A 16,804-nucleotide genomic window follows, 5' to 3' on the forward strand; every position below is an offset into this window, starting at 1 on the left:
CCCGCGGAGCGGGTACCACATCGCTGCGCGATGTGCAAGCGAACACCCGCGCTGCGCGCGGGTGTTGCGCTCCCGCTCCGCGGGAGCGCGGAGCGGGTGGCTGCGCCACCCGCACATCCTGCTTGCTGCGCAAGCAGGATGACGGGCCGTCCGCTACGCCGGGCTTCCGCTTCGCTCCAGCCTGGCCAGCGGATCCGCTGCACTCCCCGCCTGGCGGTCCTTCCGGCTGCGCCTCCAGAACCGTTGGGGCCCGCTAGCGCGAGCCAGGCTGGCTGCGAGGGGCGGGGTCGCTCGTTCGTGTGAGTTCCAGCGTAGCGCATGCATCAGGTTGATGCGCATGTACCGTTGGCGGAAACACGGGGCACCTGCCCTTCGGTCATGGGATCGACACGCCGAGGTGGCCGAAAAGTAATTACAAGAAGGCAAACTCGCTGAGGAGGCGACATGGATTCAGGTGTAGCTGCTTTTTACGCTGCCATTATTGGGTTCGCTGCTGCTGTTATCGGCGCTGGAGTTGGCGGATGGGCCAGCTATCGCGGTTCCAGGAATCAGGTGATTGGTGGGGCGAAGAACGAACACATGCACTGGTTACGTCAAGAGCGTCGTCTAGTTTACGGTCGCCTGATCCATGCAGTCATTAGTTTTAGAATGCATGAGGTTACCTTATTCAATAAGGTGCTACGGGCGCTTGACCCTTCGAGTTCACCACTTGAGGACGGCATTCTTTCGGCCGGTTTCAGCAAAGAAACTGACCTATATTTGGAGTTAATGGCTGCAGTTGAAGAGCTCTGTCTATTTGGTCCTACCGCTGTTCAGGATCAGGGCCTCGTGGTGGGTAACTGCAGTAGCAGGCTTGCGGAGGCCCTGGCGAGTGTTGCCGGGTCATCTGATGCTATGCGCGAGGCAGAAAAGCAGGCGTATGCCGATGCTCGATCAGAGTTGAGCACCAACCTAGGCTTACTCCTGCGCCTATGTCGGGAAGAGCTGGAAAGTCCCATAACGCCTTAGATGTTATGGGATCCGTACCAGAAAGTTGCTTGGAAGAGGATCCAGAAAAGGCCGGTATATGTCTGCGGTTTTGCTCAAAAGCCATCAGGTTGATCAGAAATTAGCTTTTCGCAAGTGGGTGGGATTCCCTGCAAGGTCATCTGTGCCCCCGCAGGGTGCCCGGGGCACGATCGTGTCAGCGACCGGTTCGGGCAAGACGATCACCGCCGCCGCGTGCGCGCTGGAGAGCTTCGCGGACGGCCGGATCCTCGTGACCGTGCCGACCCTGGACCTGCTCGCGCAGACCGCCCAGGCGTGGCGCCTAGTGGGCCATCGGGCTCCAATGGTCGCGGTGTGCTCGCTGGAGAACGACGCGGTGCTGAACGAGCTGGGGGTGCGCACCACCACCAACCCGATCCAGCTCGCCTTGTGGGCCGGGCACGGGCCGGTCATCGTGTTCGCCACGTACGCCTCTCTCGTGGACCGGGAGGACATCGACGCTCCCGTGGGCCAGCGGAAGGTTCGCGGGCCGCTGGAGGCCGCTCTGGCGGGCGGAGAGCGCCTCTACGGGCAGCAGATGGACCCGTTCGACCTCGCGATCGTGGATGAGGCCCACGGAACCGCTGGTGATCTTGGGCGGCCGTGGGCGGCGATCCACGACAACCAGCGGATCCCGGCGGACTTCCGGCTCTACCTGACCGCGACCCCGCGCATCCTCGCCGCGCCCCGGCCGCAGAAGGGCGCGGACGGCCAGGAGGCGGAGATCGCGACCATGGCCGATGACCCGGACGGCACCTACGGCGCGTGGCTCGCGGAGCTCGGTCTGAGCGAGGCCATCGAGCGCGAAATCCTTGCCGGATTCGAGATCGACGTCCTGGAGATCCGCGACCCCTCCCCGGTCCTCGGGGAATCGGAGGAGGCGCAGCGGGGCCGGCGCCTGGCCCTGTTGCAGACCGCGCTCCTGGAGCACGCCGCCGCGTACAACCTCCGGACGGTCATGACGTTCCACCAGAAGGTCGAAGAGGCCCGCGCGTTCGCGGACAAGCTGCCCGAGACGGCTGCCGAGCTGTACCTGAACGACGCCTCCGACGCCGACCTGGCCGCCGCCGACAAGCTGCCGAAGTCGTCCATCGACGCGGAGTTCTACGAGCTGGAGACCGACCGCCACGTACCCCCGGACCGGGTGTGGTCGGCATGGCTGTGCGGCGACCACCTCGTGACCGAGCGGCGCGAGGTACTGCGGCAGTTCGCCAACGGCATCGACGCCGCCGGGCGCCGGGTCCACCGCGCCTTCCTCGCCAGCGTTCGCGTGCTCGGAGAAGGCGTCGACATCACCGGCGAACGGGGAGTCGAGGCCGTCTGCTTCGCCGACACCCGCGGCTCGCAGGTGGAGATCGTGCAGAACATCGGCCGCGCACTCCGGCTCAACCGCGACGGCTCCACCAAGGTCGCGCGCATCATCGTGCCCGTCTTCCTGGAGCCCGGCGAGGACCCGACCGACATGGTCGCCAGCGCCTCGTTCCGCCCCCTTGTGGCGGTCCTCCAGGGGCTCCGCAGTCATGATGAGCGCCTGGTCGAACAGCTCGCCTCCCGCGCCCTCACCAGCGGCAAGCGCAAGGTCCACGTCCGGCGTGACGAGGACGGGCGGATCGTCGGGGCCGGCGGTGACGGCGAGGACCAGGAGCAGGAGCAGGAGCAGGACGACACCGACGCCGCCGCCGAGTCGGCCCTGCTCCACTTCTCCAGCCCGCGCGACGCGTCGACCATCGCGGCCTTCCTGCGCACCCGGGTCTACCGGCCGGAGTCGCTGGTGTGGCTGGAGGGCTACCAGGCCCTGCTCCGGTGGCGGAAGGAGAACGAGATCACCGGCGTCTACGCCGTGCCCTATGACGTTGAGGTCGAGGTCGGCGTCACCAAGGACTTCCCCCTCGGACGCTGGGTCCACCAGCAGCGCAAGGCGCTGCGGGCCGGGGAGCTGGAGGAGCGACGCAAGATCCTCCTGGACGCGCCGGAGGCCGGGATGGTCTGGGAGCCGGGCGAGGAGGCATGGGAGAACAAGCTCGCCGCGCTGCGGTCGTACCGGCAGGCCACAGGCCACCTCGCCCCCCGTCAGGACGCCGTCTGGGGTGAGAGCGAAGCCGAGGGCCTCGTCCCGGTCGGCCAGCACATGGCCAACCTCCGGCGGAAGGGCGCGAAGAACGGCCTGGGCAAGGACCCGGAGCGGGCCGCCGTGCGCGCGGCGCAGCTCACCGCGATCGACCCGGACTGGGACTGCCCGTGGCCGCTGGACTGGCAGCGGCACTACCGCGTCCTCGCGGACCTGGTCGACGCTGACGGCCAGCTGCCCGACATCGCCCCAGGCGTCCTCATGGACGGCGACGACATCGGCCGGTGGCTCCAGCAGCAGAAGCAGCCAGCCACCTGGGCGCGGCTCCTGCCCGAGCAGCAAGAGCGGCTGACCGCGCTGGGCGTGGAACCCGCCCAGGCGCCGCCACCGGCCCCGGCAGCCGACCGTGCGGCGAAGGGGCCGAGCAAGGCGCAGCAGGCGTTCCAGCGGGGCCTGGCGGCCCTTGCGCAGTGGGTCGAACGGGAAGGTGCGGGCCGGCCGGTGCCGCGCGCCCACGGGGAGGAGATCGCGGTCGAGGGCGAGGTGGAGCCGGTGGTGGTGAAGCTGGGCGTGTGGGTCTCGAACACCAAGAGCCGGCGCGACAAGCTCACCGCCGACCAGCTCGCCGCCCTCACCAAGCTGGGGGTGGACTGGGCCTGACCGAGGCACGTCCGGCTGTCCGTGGTGGGCGGCTGGTGCTCACTGCCTTTCTCGGGGTGGGAAGAATCCTTGGCGTTCCGAACCGTCCACGCTGAATGCGTGGACGGTGGCACGCCCTCTGATGCTCGCTGGCGGTGTCGGGTTCTCGATCACGATGACCTGGCCCGGCGGATTCTCCAGGAGGTCGCGGTAGAAGTTCTCGGCGACGTCGGCGGTCATCAGCTCGGGACGGTCTTCGTGCGGGTCTTCGGGCCGGCGGTAGGTGAGGACCGGAGTGTCGAGCACGACGAAGCCCGGGTGGATCAGGTCGCGGGCTGTGTTCCGGCGCGCAAGTGATACGGCGAAGGCGGCGTGGAGGATGGATCGCATGCCCCTGCCGCGGCTCTTTCGCGGCTGTCCGTCAACGGAGAGCTCGGCAGTCGTTGGGTCGTAGCGGACGCGGTTGCCCCCCGGAACATGCCAGGCTTCCAAGGTCTCATGGATCATGCGCTCGAAGTCGGCGACGTCGGCGGCGGGGATGCCGTCGGGACGGGCAGTCGGCGGAGCGGGAGCCACGGTGGACAGCGATGCCTTGAGGTCTTCGAGCTGCTCGATCTGAGCGTGCAGGGCCAGCTCTTTTTCGACCCGTGAGCGGGCGTTCAGTAGTTCGGTGGCGTCCGTGTCGACAGGTTGCATCCGTTGATCGAGTGCGCGGAGCTCCGCAGCGTTGTGTGTGAGCTCTTCGTGTCGGGCAGCGCGGGCCGATTCAATGTCCGCTGCCTGCTCTTCCAAGTCCTCGATCATGAGGAGCAGGTCGCTGAGCAGATCTGTTGTCTTACGCGTCTCGGCAGATACAGACGCTGCCAGCTGGGTGCTCTCGGCGAGGTGGTGCTCCGGGTGCTGGTGTTGGGGCTCGGCGCCGCAGAAGACGCAGGTCCCGGTCTGGAAGTAGCCCAGTAGGGTTCCGGCTTCACCGACCATCTGGAGCCGGGCCAAGTCTGACTCGTACTGCTCTTTCAGCAGAGCGAATCGTGCGAGCAGCTGCTCGACCTCGTCGCCCCGCTGCTGGGCCGCAAGGTTGATTTCTTCCAGGCCCCGGCGGTCACGGAGAAGGCTGGTGCGGATTTCAGCAAGTTCGACGGCGGCGGTGGTCACCTCGCCGAGGGCCGCCTGCAGGCGGTCGAGTTGCTCCCGCAGTTGCGACTGGTTTGCCTCCATCGTGAGCTTTCCGCGGTTCTCGTCGATCAGGTGGTCGATGACCGCGATCTTCCCCTTGCCGAACTGCTTCTCCAGATTGCTTGGCGCTGCAGGGCGTTCCGGCTCTTCCTCTCCGCTGAGGAGGAGTTTGAAGACCGACTTCTCCCTGGTTTCGTTCAGGGGATTCCGGGTGCCCAGTACCGGAGAGTGCTGATCTGCCATGCGTGTGTCGTTGACGACGGCCAGGCGCGCGAGGTCCCGAAAGTTCAGCGGCAGCACGTTGCCGCGGCCGCTCTGGAGGATCCGCTGGCCGTCGATTCCCAGGACGGTCAGCAGGTAGCGGGAGATGTTTTTCTTCGACTTGGCGTTGTGCTTGAACTTGAGAGTCTCGTCCGCTGGCTCCGATGGCATCTCTCGGAGATCGTGGTTGAACACCTCGATGGTGTCGCCGCCGATCGCGCGGGACAGAGTGAGGCTGCGACCGTCGCTCACCCGTAGGCCGAGGAGAATGCGGGTGTAGCCGTCGTCCTCCGGGATCGACTTGAGTTCGCTGGCGCCCAGCATGTAGTCCACGGCCTCTTCGACGTAGGACTTGCCCGTGTCCGAGGCTCCGTAGATGACCGTCAGGCCGGGACTGAATTCCACTGCCGCCGGAGGCTTATCCATGCCGAGGAAGGTCAGGTGGACGAGCGTCAGTCTGATCACAGGACGTCCTCTCCCAGGTCGCCGGGGCTCACGTGGATACGGTCAGACCAGCGCTGGGTGATCTGCTTCATGCCCTCGCGGACGTCCGTTCCTTCATGCATGTAGGTGCTGGTGAGCCAGTCAGCCCGTTCGATGAGCTGCCCGACATAGGGAGCTTCCAGGGCGTTGAGGAAGCTCGCTGCCTCGTCTGTGGCCCCGTACATGAAGCCGTGGTCGGTGGTCGTCATGTCGGCGAGGCCGGCGCGTAGCAGGACCATGAGGCCCTGTTCGATGAGGCGTCGGCGCAGGCCGAGCTCGCCGGGGCCGGCGGGGAGGTCGGGGTGGAGACTGGCGGGGCCGTGGTCGAGGTCGCCGCTGTGGAGCATGGCGTGGTCCAGGTAGACGAGCTGGGCGACGTCCAGGCGGCGGGGGAAGGTCTCTGCCAGGAGGACCAGAGCGCGCATCCCGGCCTCCACGGGGCCGTTGAGGGGGGTCACGGGGTCTCCTCTTTGCACCAGGTCAGCCGGTCGTCGTTGGCCAGACGATGGCACATGCCCTTGAGGTCGATGACCTTCACCACGGGGGCGAGGATGTTCGCCGGGTTCGGTGTGTGGGCGACAGCCGCGTCCAGTACGGCTTCCAGCCGTGCGTAGCCGCTGCCATGGTCGCGGTCTTCGATCTCGATCACGGCGTCGTACAGGTCGGTCTCGATCGCGGTGTAGGTCGCTTCCGGGACACTCTCCTGCGCGAAACGCCACAGCGACTCGGCGTGGAAGAAGGCGGCACGCTGGCGGAAGAGATGGCCGCTGACTTTCGCATGGTCGCGGGCCTGTTGCAGCGTCTCCAAGGCGAGGCCGTGCTTCGCGTTGTAGGCGTCCAGCAGCTTGCGGACGTAGACGGCTTCGTGTGGTGCCTGGTCAGGTGGGGCCGGATCGGCGGCAGGGCGCTGCTTAAGCGGTTGTGGGAAGCGCCTAACGTGGTGGGGGGTCGCAGCGTGCAGTTCGAGAATCTCGTCGAGGTTCCGGGCCTCGAACATCGAGAAGTCCGTCGCCTGCGCCAGCGCGCCCACAGCTGTACGCATCTCCGGGGTGAGCTTGGGCTTGGTCCCGAGCTTGGAGTCCTTGTCGTCCCACGCCGCGAAGAACTCGTCCTTCAGCTGGGGCGGGTTGAGCAGGAGTCGTTCGAGTCCCGTGCCAATCTTTGGTGCGACGAAGACATAGCGCGTGGGCAGCTCGTACGTGCCGAGGATCTTCGCGACGAAGATCTTCACCATCTCTGGGAAGGCGTCTGATTGCCCGAGCGGCTTGAGGTAGTGCTTGCACTGGTAGCAGTGCCACTCGCCTGCGGTGCCTTGCTCGGAGAGACAGGCTGCGACGTCCGCTCCGCGGTCGCCGGCCCCACCCATCCGCTGAACTCGGACGTAGGGACGACCAGACCACGTACCGAACTGGTGGACCCACTCGACGGTGAAGTCCTCCCAGTCGTCAGCGTCGTAGATGTATTGCAGGTACACCTGAGGCGTGGGCAAGGGAGCGCTCTGGGTCGGCGGCGCAAGCACGACGACCTCTGGCGATTTGGGCTCCGGAAAGCCCTCGAATACCGGCCGGGCTCCATCCCTTCCCGGCTCAAGCCTCCCTGCCACAGCCCACCCCCGGCCCCTACTGCCACGCAAGATCACTCACGGTAGTGATATCACCTCGCATGGTCCGTCAGGAAGGCGCCTGGGCAGCCTCGCCCCTTGGAGTTGGTGTAGTCGATCACCCTGCGGCCGCGGCCGGGCCGCGCCGAACCCGGCAGCCACGTCCAGGCGCAGGGTCGGATACAGGTAGACCCCGCCGCGGTGTCGACGGACATGTGAGCGCTGATCTCCGCGACGAGGCCGGCTGGACGAGGGTGGTGTCGAGGACATCGCACGTGCCCAGCCCGACCGTTGGTCGGCGTTTGTGCAGGTCAGGGGTGCAACACGCTTCGGATGTTGCAGCGGATACCCAAGGGCCGGCTACCGGCGGCGCGGGATGGTCATCCGGGCCTCCGCCAAGACGACGCCGGTCACCGAGGGGCGCTCTGTGCAGCGTGCGAGATTCTCGCCCGGATAGCGCCACCTCCTGAGGATCATGGCAATGATCTCCGCCTTGGTGTGGTCGTCCATCAGAGCGTTCCTCCGCTGGAGGAGTTCATTACGGAGCTCGACTTCGGCTGCGGAAAGCGGCGTGATCGCGTTGCGGATGTACTCGGGGTCCGTGTCCGCCTCGAAGAGCATGACGCAGTGATCGTGCGGCACAGGGACGGCGATTTTGCCCGGAAACTTGGCCTGCGACTCGGCGGCATCACGTACCCAGTTGAGGGCTTCGTGGTAGCTGACGTTTGTGCCCTGCTCGCGTGCGGTGCGCTGGAGTTCGCGGGCGCGCTGCTGCTCGGTGGTGCGCTTGGTCATGGACGGGTCCTCTCGGCACCGGGTCCTCGCCCCCACACGGCAACCCCGGCTCGATGGATCCTCAAGGTGCTCGTCAAGCGGTCCGTCGATCCCGGAAGACCTTCTACCAGTGGTCCGGGCAGTGTGGGTGTCCGGATGCGGTGTGGGCGTCGGCGAAGCCCAGGGCGTCAGCCCCGCGGGCAGGATACCGGCTCGGCCGCCGGCTCCTCGCCCTCGCCGGAGATGCGGGCGACCAGGGCGGTGGCGCTGTCCGCGTACGGATCGATGGCTCATGTGCGTGCCGAAGGACAGCACCGGGACGCTGGCGACTCCGTCGTGACCCGTGCCGTCGGCTTGTCGCCGGTGCTCGTCCAAGGGCTCATATCTTGCGGCAGCCAGCGCTGTCCCGAGAATGCAAGAACGGGCAGGCAGGGGCAGGCGACGTGGGAGAACTGACACGACGGACTGCAGATGCCTGCCCTGGCGGCTGGCCGCTTCGAGAGGCGGATGTGGGACAGATCGAGCAGGGGTTGGAGCGCGCGTTACGCACCCGGCCCGTTCCTGCAAGCACCGAGGCCCGCCTGCGGTTTCTGCTGGCATCACACGGTGGTTCCACTCGGCAGGTCGCCACCGTGCTGGAGGTGTCGCAGCGCACCGTGCAGCGGTGGGTGACGAAGAAGCCAGGAGCGCGTCGTCCGCCGGGTCCGCTGCAGGTGCAGGCGATCGAGGAAGCGGTCCTGGCCCGGTGGCAGCCCCGAATACGGGCCCGTCGACGCGCCCAGGCAGAGGCGGAGGGCTTCGTCTTCCATACCAGGGCGCGATTCGGGTTCGCGGCTCCTGCAGGCTCCTCTGACGATCCGCGGGTGCGGTGGATCACCCAGGACCTGCCGGGAGAGGTAGCCCGGGAGCTGTTCGCCGCCCGGGATGCCGGCGCGGGCGAGCAGCAGCAGACGGTGATCCTCGCCCGCGCGCTGGGACACGCCTACTTCCGCGAATGGGGCCGCCGGGCCCACGGTCTGCACATCGCTTTCAGCGACGTCGAGTTCGCCGACTTCTCGATCGGTTGAGCCTGCCCCTTCGAGCGAAATGCGTCAGGGGGTTCAGCGTCGCGAGGGCCTGACGCGACTGGCCGGCATGGCTTCGTACTGCTCGGCTTCCTGCCGCTCGCGCCAGTCCCACTCCACACGGCCGGCCGGGCCTTTGCGGCGGGCCGCGGGCGGCTGGGGCGGGCGCAGCCTGGCCGTCTCCGCCACGCGCAGCAGGTGCGCACGGTCACCTGGTGCGGCAAGCAGTTCCTGGTCCTCGTGGGAGACGAGCCGGGTGAAGCAGACGGCGGCCCGCAGGAAGACGCTGGCCCAGGGCGGTATGGGGTGGGCGGCGCAGCCGTCGGTGTAGCGGGCGCGGTCGTGCAGGGCGAGCGTGGCCGCGGCGGTGTCGTAGTCGCGGGGGCGGGCGGTGGCGAGTTGTTGGAGGGAGGCGCCGGTGAACAGCGCGGCGGCGACGGCTGCGGCGAGGCGAGGATGTGCGGTCGCCGTGTGCAGGCGGTAGGCGATTCGCTGGGCGGTGGGCGCGGTGACAGGCGCGGGCGGTGGGCGGTGCCGCCAGGCGATCGGCGGTGGCATGCACGGGGCGGCGCAGGGACGGGGGCTGTCGTAGGAGACGAGGCGGTCCAGTGCGGGCAGGGTAAGCCACCGGTCAGCGGGTCCGGCGGGCTCGTCTGCAGGCGGGGGTTCGGTGACAGGCGTGCCGTAGTAGTGGCGGCGAGCAGCCTCGAAGTCGGCGGTGACGGAGTAGTCGACCGTCCGCAGGACCTGGTGCAGAGCGGCGGGAAGGTGCGGGCGGTGGCAGACCAAGGTCAGGTGGACACCGGTCAGGGCATGTAGCTGCAGCAGGCGCATCGCGCGGCCGGTGGTGAGGCGGTGGGCGCGCAGGACGGTCAACCGGGAGACGCGCAGGGCGGTCACCCAGGCCGTGGCGGCTTCCCATGCGGGCTGACGACCGGCAGGGAAACGCCCCGGGAGCAGGGGCGGTTTACCCAGGGCGACGAGAAGGTCGTGGGCAAGGCCGGTTTCGCTGGTGGTGCCCGGGCCGGGGTGCAGGGTGATCCGGCCGGACGGCAGGTGGTGGGCGGCCAGGGCGGTGTGGGTGTGGATGACGTGGTCATCGCGGTCGATGACCACGGTGACAGGCGACGGTGGCGCGGCGAGCGGCATGGCGGTGCGGTGGTCAGGCGAGGCGGCTGAAGGCCCACCGCAGCAGCTCCTGATCAACGCGGGGACGGCCAGTGCGGGCCAGTGCGGTGCTGGTGTGCGCGGTCATCTGGGCCCAGGCGCGGAAGTTGCCGTGCGCGGCGTGGCTGTCGGCGAAGGCGATGTCCTCGGGGTCGGCATCGGCCCAGATGGGGTGGAACAGCGGGATGACGTCGAGGACCTCGCTGGGGGTGAGGCGGGTGAAGTGCTGCCAGATGAAGATGCGGGAGGACAGCATCGGTTCGCGACGCAGCACGGTATGGCAGCCCTCCCCGCCGACGAAGATGATCGCGAGCTGGGTGGAAGGCTCGTCCCACAGGTAGCGGAAGTACTCGAACGCCTCCCCGTTGAGCCACTGGGCCTCGTCAACGAGGAAGGTACGGGGGCGTTCGGCCAGGGCGGTCTTCAGCAGACGGTCGAATTCACTGGGGTGGCGCGGTGGTTCACCGGCCAGGTCGAGCGCGGTGAACAGCTCGTAGCGCACCGCGCGGGCGGTGGGCCGGGCCCGGAAGGTGACCCGGCGGACGTCCTCACTGGGTTCGAGTTCCCGCAGGCACGTGTTGACGGCAAGGGTCTTGCCGAAGCCGGCGCCGCCGTGGATGCACATCATGGCCCGCGCGGCGACTGTGTCGGTGATGTTCTCCCGGGCGGCCAGCAGTGCACGGGTGGTGACCACGGAGGCGTCCGGCAGGTCGACGTACTGGTAGGTGGCCGCGGTCATCAGGCGTCTCCTGCGGGTCGGGAGTTGGGCTCCGGCGCAACGTCCGCCGATGGGTCGGCTGGGCCGGGGGCCGGCGGGGGTGGCGCTGTGCCGGCCGCCAGGGCGGGCGGGGTGCGCCAGTGCGCCGGAGGCGGGGCGGGCGGGATCAGGTCGGGCAGTGCCAGCCGTGCGACGTCGGTGTAGTCGGCGGCGGCGAGTTCACGCTCGGCCTGGGCGGCCGTGACGGATCCCAGCCGCTGGGCGGGCTCCGCGCTGGTGGTGGGGGCGAATCTCTGGCGGCGCAGGCGTTCGGCGGCCTTCGCGTCGGCGCGCAGGCGCCGGGCGCGCTCCGCGCGTGCCTCGCGCAGGGCCTGCAGTTGCTCGGGGGTGGCCGCGTCCGCGAGGTGCGCCGGGCCGAGGTGGCGGCCACGGGCGTCGCAGACCTCGATCTCGTGGTCATGGTGGGGCATGTAGCGCACGCGAACCTGGCGGCCGGCCTGGCCGGTCATCCACGCGGCGGTGTAGGTGCGGCCGCGCCAGCTCACGCCGTGGCTGGTCAGTTTCCGGGGCCGGCCGTCGTCCTCGAGGGTGAAGGCCCACAGGTCGGCGGCGGGGATGTCGGTGACAGGGGTCGGATCGGCCTGCCACGCCTCCAGCGGCGTACGGCCTGACAGGGCTTTCGGGCGGTGCGCGGTGTTCCACCAGTTCGTCCACGCCAGGACCTCCGTGGTGAAGTCCTGGAACGACAGGGCGGACACCGCCCCCGCGGTGCGTCCGCGCCGCTCCGAGCGCGGCCCGGTGGGAGCGGTGGTGTAGCCGGGCAGAGCGGCGAACAGCATCCGGTCCGCAGCCCGGTTGAGGCTCTCCACCGTGCCCTTCAGATGCGGGCTGTAGGCGGGCAGGTCCTTGACCGTCACGCCCATCGCACCGAGCGCGGTGGTGACGGCGGCCGACAGGAAGTCCTTGCCCCGGTCCATCCTCACGAGCTCCGGCACTCCCCCGGCCGGGCCGTAGGGATCGTCCCGCACCACTGCGGCGCGCAAGGCGGCCAGTACCGACGCGCGGGAGGGATGGCCCGGGGTGACAGCGGTACCGGTGATGACTTTGGTGGCGGTGTCGATGAACCAGGTGATCCACGGGCGCACCAGGTCGCCGTCGGCGTCGACCAGCAAAGGGGCCTGAACGTGATCGGTCTCCCAGGCGTGGTTGCGCCAGGACGCCGGCCGCTTGCCGAACACGTCATGGGCGCGTGCTGCCTCCGGTCCGCTGGCGAGACCGGCGCGCTCCCCCGCCGTCAGGTCGCGGCGCAGCGCGCGCAGGAACGTTGACAGGGACGGGACCGGATCCAGCAGCGGCACCTGCGACAGGGCTGCCCCGCCCGGCACAGCCACCAGGCCGGGCGGGGCGGACACGGCAGTGCCGGACGTTTGCGCTCGTGGGCCCCCGGCCTCGGCTGCGGCGCGCTCCACGAGCTGGCGGTGGACTGCGGAGGCGTTGCCGTGCCAGTACGCCAGCAGCACCCGGATCTCCGCGGTGATCTCGAACCTGCCGGTGCGGCGGGCTCCGGGATGCGCAGCCGCCGCCGGGCTCTGGGACGCCTCGGCCAGCCACCGCCACACCGTGCGCTCTGACGCCCCCAGGCACTCCCCCGCCAGCCGCACGTGCTGCCGAGAAAGACCGCCCCGGGCCCTCAGCGCCAGCAGGCGGCGCACCGCAGGCGCCCGCAGCGCAACCAGCGACTGCTTCCCGAGCACACCCGCCGGATCCCCCGGCGGCGGCAGCCACTGCCCTCCCGCGTCAACGCCGTGGCCGCCGTTGGTGTCCTGCGGTCCGCTGTCCGTCATCGCGCCGTTCCTTCTCCTCGCCAAACGGGGCGAGGTCTCTGCCGTCGGAACCGGTGTGCCCAGGGCACGTGGGAGGGGCCGTCATGAGTACGGGCCGAGCCGGGCACAGGCCTGGTCGATCGCGTCCCGCCCCACACCCGCACCGGGGTCGCGGCCCCGGGCTGCACAGACATGCGAGGTGATCTTCGCCCAGGTACGGAAGTTGCCGCGGGCGGTCTGCTCATCCGCCCGCACTAGGCCGGCCGGATCAGCGTCCTCCCACACCGGGTGGAACAGGCCCAGCGTCCGCGGCACGTCCTCCGCGTCGAGACGGCTGACCTGATGCCAGGTCAGAACCCGGGAACGCATCGCCGCTGCCCGAGCCAGCGCCCGCTCACTGCCCGCCCCGCACAAGACCAGGGCAGCCGCACAGCCCGGCGAGTCCCACAGCTGCCGCAGATAGTCCAGCACCGGCGGCGACAGACGCTGCGCGTCGTCGAGAAACAGCACACCCGGCTCGGCCAGCGCCTCCACCAGCGCCTGGTCGGCCGGCCCGGCACGGTGCGTCAGCGACCCCGACGGCAGCCCCAGCGCCTCGCACAACGCGGCCCGCACCTGCGGCAGCCCGGGCCCGACCCCCACCACCGCCCGCCACACCGGCACCCGGCCGGGCAGCAGATGCAGAGCCTGCTCGACCGCGACCGTCTTCCCCAGCCCCGTGTCCCCGTACACACAGCCGATCCCCCGCGCGGCGACCGTGTGCCCCACCGCCTCCACCACCCCGGCCACCTGCCGCGTCGACACCAGCCGCGCCCCCGGCGCGTACAGGCGCACCCCACCCGACACCCGGGGACGCGAAGCGGTCTTCACCGCGCCGGGCCGCTGTTCACCGCCCGTGCCGGACAGCTCGGTATCCGGGCCGTCCACGACCGGCGGACCGTTCGCACCATCTGCGAAGCCGAGTTCGGCCAGCGCCCGGTCGTACCGGCTCGGCTCCACCAGGCCCGACGCCGCACGCGCGACCTGAAGCACCCGGCCCGCCCGCAACTCGTCCTTCACAGCACGGTGCAGCGTCGCCAACGACGGCACAAACTCCGCCTCCCAGTGCTCCAGCCCGCCCTCGTCCTGCGCCCGGAGCATCCTGCGGCGCAGCTCGGCGACGTTCCCGCCCACCTGCGTCAGCACATCCCACAAAGCGTCACCCACCACGAACCCGCCCTGCCGTGGCCGCCCCTCCACCCGCCCCTCGCGCCCCTCGGCCAGCCACCGCCACACCGTCCGCTCCGTCACCCCCGCCAAACCGGCCGCGATCCGCACGTGCAACGACGACAGACCGCCCTCCCCCCGGTCCACTGCCAGCAGCCGCCGTACCACCACGGCCCGCTCCACCCGCCCGGCCACCGCCAGAACGGCCGAACCCGGCAACGCCGCCTCCCCCACCGGGGCCTGAGAAACCGTCACAGGGCCAACCCCACCGCCCCAGCCACCCCCTTCATACGAAGACCGGCAAACCCAACACAGCCGGACCGCGATCTGCTAGCCACACCGTGACAGCCACCCGGTCACCCCACGACAGCGACCAGTTCCACGCCCCGGCCCCGTGGACTACCGTCAGCACCCCGCTCCGCCGACATCGCCCTGTATTGACCCTGGCCCCACCTACGAAGGCACCTGCGTGCCGGCAGTGGCGGCGACTGCCATCCTGGCTCAGCGAGCCTCACGCCCGGCCGGTCAAACGGCCCCTCGACAAGAAGGCGCGCCAGCGACTCTTCCCCAGTCAGAGGTGAGGCGCCGGCAGTCAGCGACGCGCCCGGTGCAGGCGCCGGTCCAGTACTGGCCTATGACGTCCGGGTCGACTCTCCAAGATGTGCTCGCATGTCCGGGCTCCCGCCGCGAACTCGGCGCCCGTACGCGCCGTCATCGGCCAGAAGAACGCCCGACCATCCGGCGACTGACTGCTGGTCGTCCAGCGATATCCGGGACCGTCCAGAAGCGCCCTGTCGACGAGACGTGTGCCGAGACCTTGCCGCTGTACTTCCGGGGAGAGCGAGATTTTCGAAATGACGCCCCGCTCGCACTGATGACAGACCTTCCACACCAGCCGCGCATCGGATATCCCGTCACGGCCGTAGACGCGGACATCCTGAAAACCAGCAGGCCCCGTCGCGGCATGCAGCAGGAAGAACCACTCCGTCCTCGGACGGCGAAGAAGCATCCACCGCCAACGAAACTCATCCAGCCCGTCAGGTGTCCTCACCGGAGCCCCCTCGCCAGTCCACTGCCGACTCCGAGTCTCGCGGGCATCCCTACCGTTGTCCTTCAAACCACAGGAACAGCCACCCCCACGACAGCCGACCCACCCCACACCAGCCGGAAAACAGCAGCCGCTTGGTCACCTCATGACAGCGGGCCCGCCCGCAACTATCCCCATGACCAGGCACCCAGCACCCTGTCCCGCTGACACCCACCCAATGCCACCAACACCCCCACTCACAGGGGTGTGCCGGGTCCGCTGCGCTCCCCCGGCACGGGACTTCCGGCTGCGCCTTCAGTCCCTGGCCCGCTAACGCGGAACAGGCTGGCTGGCTGTGGGAGTAGGTCGGGGTGGGGTCAGGCGTTTACGTGGCCGGGGGCGATGGCCCGCCGGGGTGCGGCATGATGTGCCGGCTTGTGTCCAGCTCCCGTCTGGAGACGGTGCAGCCACACGGAGGTGGCGGCGAGCAGACCGGTGAAAACCGTCAGGAAGAGCAGGGAGACCCACATCTGGCGGCTCCCGGGATGATTCCATCCCGTCCACAGGGCGGTGGCCGCCCACAGCAGGACACCTCCTGTGTAAAAGACGCGGGTCCTGCGCAGCTGGCGTACGGCCCGCAGGGACATGAGCTGTTCAGTCTTCGGTGCCATGCCAGCCCCTGTACCCGCATTCACACTCTCCACCGGGCCACCTGGCACAAAGAATGAGAGGACTGCCCGAGCTTTGAAGAACCGGACAGGGAGCAGCATGTGCCCGGTGAGGTTGAGAGGGAGGGTGAGGCGAAGCACTGCACTGGCATGCTTCACTTTGTATGAGGGATAGACTCTGGACTCAGAGGGCAGTGCCTGAGAACCGACTGGCAGACTATGAGTTTCTATTCATCGACCGGACGGCATCCAGGAGAAAGCCCACAATATGCCGACCACAAGCCGCGCTGACCCCCGCGAGGCAGCCCAGCGAGAAGCCATCGACGCGATCGTGCACACCCTGGAACTACCCACACAGTCACCTGCGCCCAAACGAGGACTGCGGACACAGGTGACAAAAGTCGTGCCATGAGGACTACGCCCGCAGCGCCCGGTCGCAGAGGAGACCTTCCCCATACCCGCGCGCTACGAGTGCAGTGCGCTCAGCCGATCGGGGCACCCCTCAGCCCCGCCTCCCGCGTCGGGCGTCGTGGATTGGCGAGAGTGGTAGGCGTCCAGCCGCACGCCGGCTCATCCACCAGCCAAGGAACTCCCGTGCTCCGTCGTCTCGCCGTTGTCCTCGCCAGCCTCTCCGCCGCGGTCTGCCTCACGGCGGGCACCGCGACCGCCGTCCCCACCGACGGGCCCAACGATCTGACGCCCCGTGAGCAGGCGGGTCTTCAATACGCGGGCCAGCTGCTCGGCAGCCTCTTGGGCGGTGCGCCGATGCGCGGCGCGGGCCTCTGACATGGCGAGGCGGGCGCCTGCTGGCCACGTCACAGACCGAAGGCGCCGCCCAATGAGGGTGAGCAGGCCGAGGTAAGGGATGGCGGACTCGGGCAGGAAGGTGGCGCCGAACGCGGCGGCCACCGCCACGGCGAGGATCGCGACGAAGCCCAGGTACTGGCCCAGCACGATCGGGCGGGTGGAGCTGCGGTGCCCGGCTCCCTGGGCGAAGAACAGCGACAGGATCAGGATGTCGTCGATGTTGGTCACGGCGAACAGCCCGGCCGCCTGCCCGATGATGCCCAGGTTCACGAGTGGGTGCTCTCCCCCGTGGTGGGC

At 69.1% G+C, this 16,804-nt stretch carries 13 protein-coding genes; 3 read left to right on the forward strand and 10 right to left on the reverse strand.

Annotation, left to right across the window (positions count from 1 at the left end; genetic code table 11):
- The first annotated feature begins 444 nt into the window (after nucleotides 1–444).
- Nucleotides 445–1,008 (forward strand): hypothetical protein, encoded by a 564-nt coding sequence (locus ACZ5GP_RS00005; protein ID WP_468748546.1) that lies wholly within the window; start codon nucleotides 445–447, stop codon nucleotides 1,006–1,008.
- A gap of 58 nt (nucleotides 1,009–1,066) precedes the next feature.
- On the forward strand, nucleotides 1,067–3,754 hold the full coding sequence (locus ACZ5GP_RS00010; RefSeq protein ID WP_468748547.1) for a helicase associated domain-containing protein: 2,688 nt from the start codon (nucleotides 1,067–1,069) through the stop codon (nucleotides 3,752–3,754).
- Between the two features lie 39 nt (nucleotides 3,755–3,793).
- Here the strand turns inward: ACZ5GP_RS00010 and ACZ5GP_RS00015 are convergent, their stop codons facing one another.
- The 4 genes from ACZ5GP_RS00015 to ACZ5GP_RS00030 all read right to left on the reverse strand — a co-directional run bounded on the left by ACZ5GP_RS00015 (nucleotide 3,794) and on the right by ACZ5GP_RS00030 (nucleotide 8,048).
- Nucleotides 3,794–5,635 (reverse strand): hypothetical protein, encoded by a 1,842-nt coding sequence (locus ACZ5GP_RS00015; protein ID WP_468748548.1) that lies wholly within the window; start codon nucleotides 5,633–5,635, stop codon nucleotides 3,794–3,796.
- Nucleotides 5,632–6,111 (reverse strand): ABC-three component system middle component 2, encoded by a 480-nt coding sequence (locus ACZ5GP_RS00020; RefSeq protein WP_381677314.1) that lies wholly within the window; start codon nucleotides 6,109–6,111, stop codon nucleotides 5,632–5,634. Before ACZ5GP_RS00020 ends, ACZ5GP_RS00015 begins: the two co-directional genes overlap by 4 nt.
- Nucleotides 6,108–7,142 (reverse strand): ABC-three component system protein, encoded by a 1,035-nt coding sequence (locus tag ACZ5GP_RS00025; RefSeq protein ID WP_362385333.1) that lies wholly within the window; start codon nucleotides 7,140–7,142, stop codon nucleotides 6,108–6,110. The genes ACZ5GP_RS00020 and ACZ5GP_RS00025 overlap by 4 nt, the downstream gene beginning before the upstream one ends.
- Before the next feature lie 471 nt (nucleotides 7,143–7,613).
- Complete coding sequence (locus ACZ5GP_RS00030) at nucleotides 7,614–8,048, reverse strand: hypothetical protein (RefSeq protein WP_468748549.1); 435 nt, start codon at nucleotides 8,046–8,048, stop codon at nucleotides 7,614–7,616.
- A 488-nt stretch (nucleotides 8,049–8,536) separates the two neighbouring features.
- On the opposite strand from ACZ5GP_RS00030, the gene tpg reads away from it, so the two are divergent.
- Nucleotides 8,537–9,094: a telomere-protecting terminal protein Tpg gene (gene tpg / locus ACZ5GP_RS00035; protein ID WP_366806463.1), complete on the forward strand. Its 558-nt coding sequence runs from the start codon at nucleotides 8,537–8,539 to the stop codon at nucleotides 9,092–9,094.
- Nucleotides 9,095–9,127: 33 nt separating this feature from the next.
- On the opposite strand, the gene ACZ5GP_RS00040 is transcribed toward tpg, so the two are convergent.
- The 6 genes from ACZ5GP_RS00040 to ACZ5GP_RS00065 form a co-directional block, all read right to left on the reverse strand.
- The gene (locus ACZ5GP_RS00040) at nucleotides 9,128–10,207 is read right to left on the reverse strand and encodes a hypothetical protein (protein ID WP_468748550.1); all 1,080 of its coding nucleotides are present in this window, start codon (nucleotides 10,205–10,207) and stop codon (nucleotides 9,128–9,130) included.
- Between the two features lie 46 nt (nucleotides 10,208–10,253).
- Nucleotides 10,254–10,997: an AAA family ATPase gene (locus tag ACZ5GP_RS00045; RefSeq protein WP_468748551.1), complete on the reverse strand. Its 744-nt coding sequence runs from the start codon at nucleotides 10,995–10,997 to the stop codon at nucleotides 10,254–10,256.
- The gene (locus ACZ5GP_RS00050) at nucleotides 10,997–12,820 is read right to left on the reverse strand and encodes a transposase (RefSeq protein WP_468748552.1); all 1,824 of its coding nucleotides are present in this window, start codon (nucleotides 12,818–12,820) and stop codon (nucleotides 10,997–10,999) included. The genes ACZ5GP_RS00045 and ACZ5GP_RS00050 overlap by 1 nt, the downstream gene beginning before the upstream one ends.
- A gap of 81 nt (nucleotides 12,821–12,901) precedes the next feature.
- The gene (locus ACZ5GP_RS00055) at nucleotides 12,902–14,239 is read right to left on the reverse strand and encodes an AAA family ATPase (RefSeq protein WP_468748553.1); all 1,338 of its coding nucleotides are present in this window, start codon (nucleotides 14,237–14,239) and stop codon (nucleotides 12,902–12,904) included.
- Nucleotides 14,240–15,409: 1,170 nt separating this feature from the next.
- A complete protein-coding gene (locus ACZ5GP_RS00060) occupies nucleotides 15,410–15,703 on the reverse strand; it encodes a hypothetical protein (RefSeq protein ID WP_468748554.1) in 294 nt (97 codons plus the stop codon).
- A gap of 567 nt (nucleotides 15,704–16,270) precedes the next feature.
- Entirely contained in the window at nucleotides 16,271–16,777 is a 507-nt protein-coding gene (locus tag ACZ5GP_RS00065; RefSeq protein ID WP_468748555.1) for a cadmium resistance transporter, read from the reverse strand.
- Between the last annotated feature and the right edge of the window lie 27 nt (nucleotides 16,778–16,804).

This window comes from Streptomyces sp. NPDC031466, assembly GCF_055581265.1.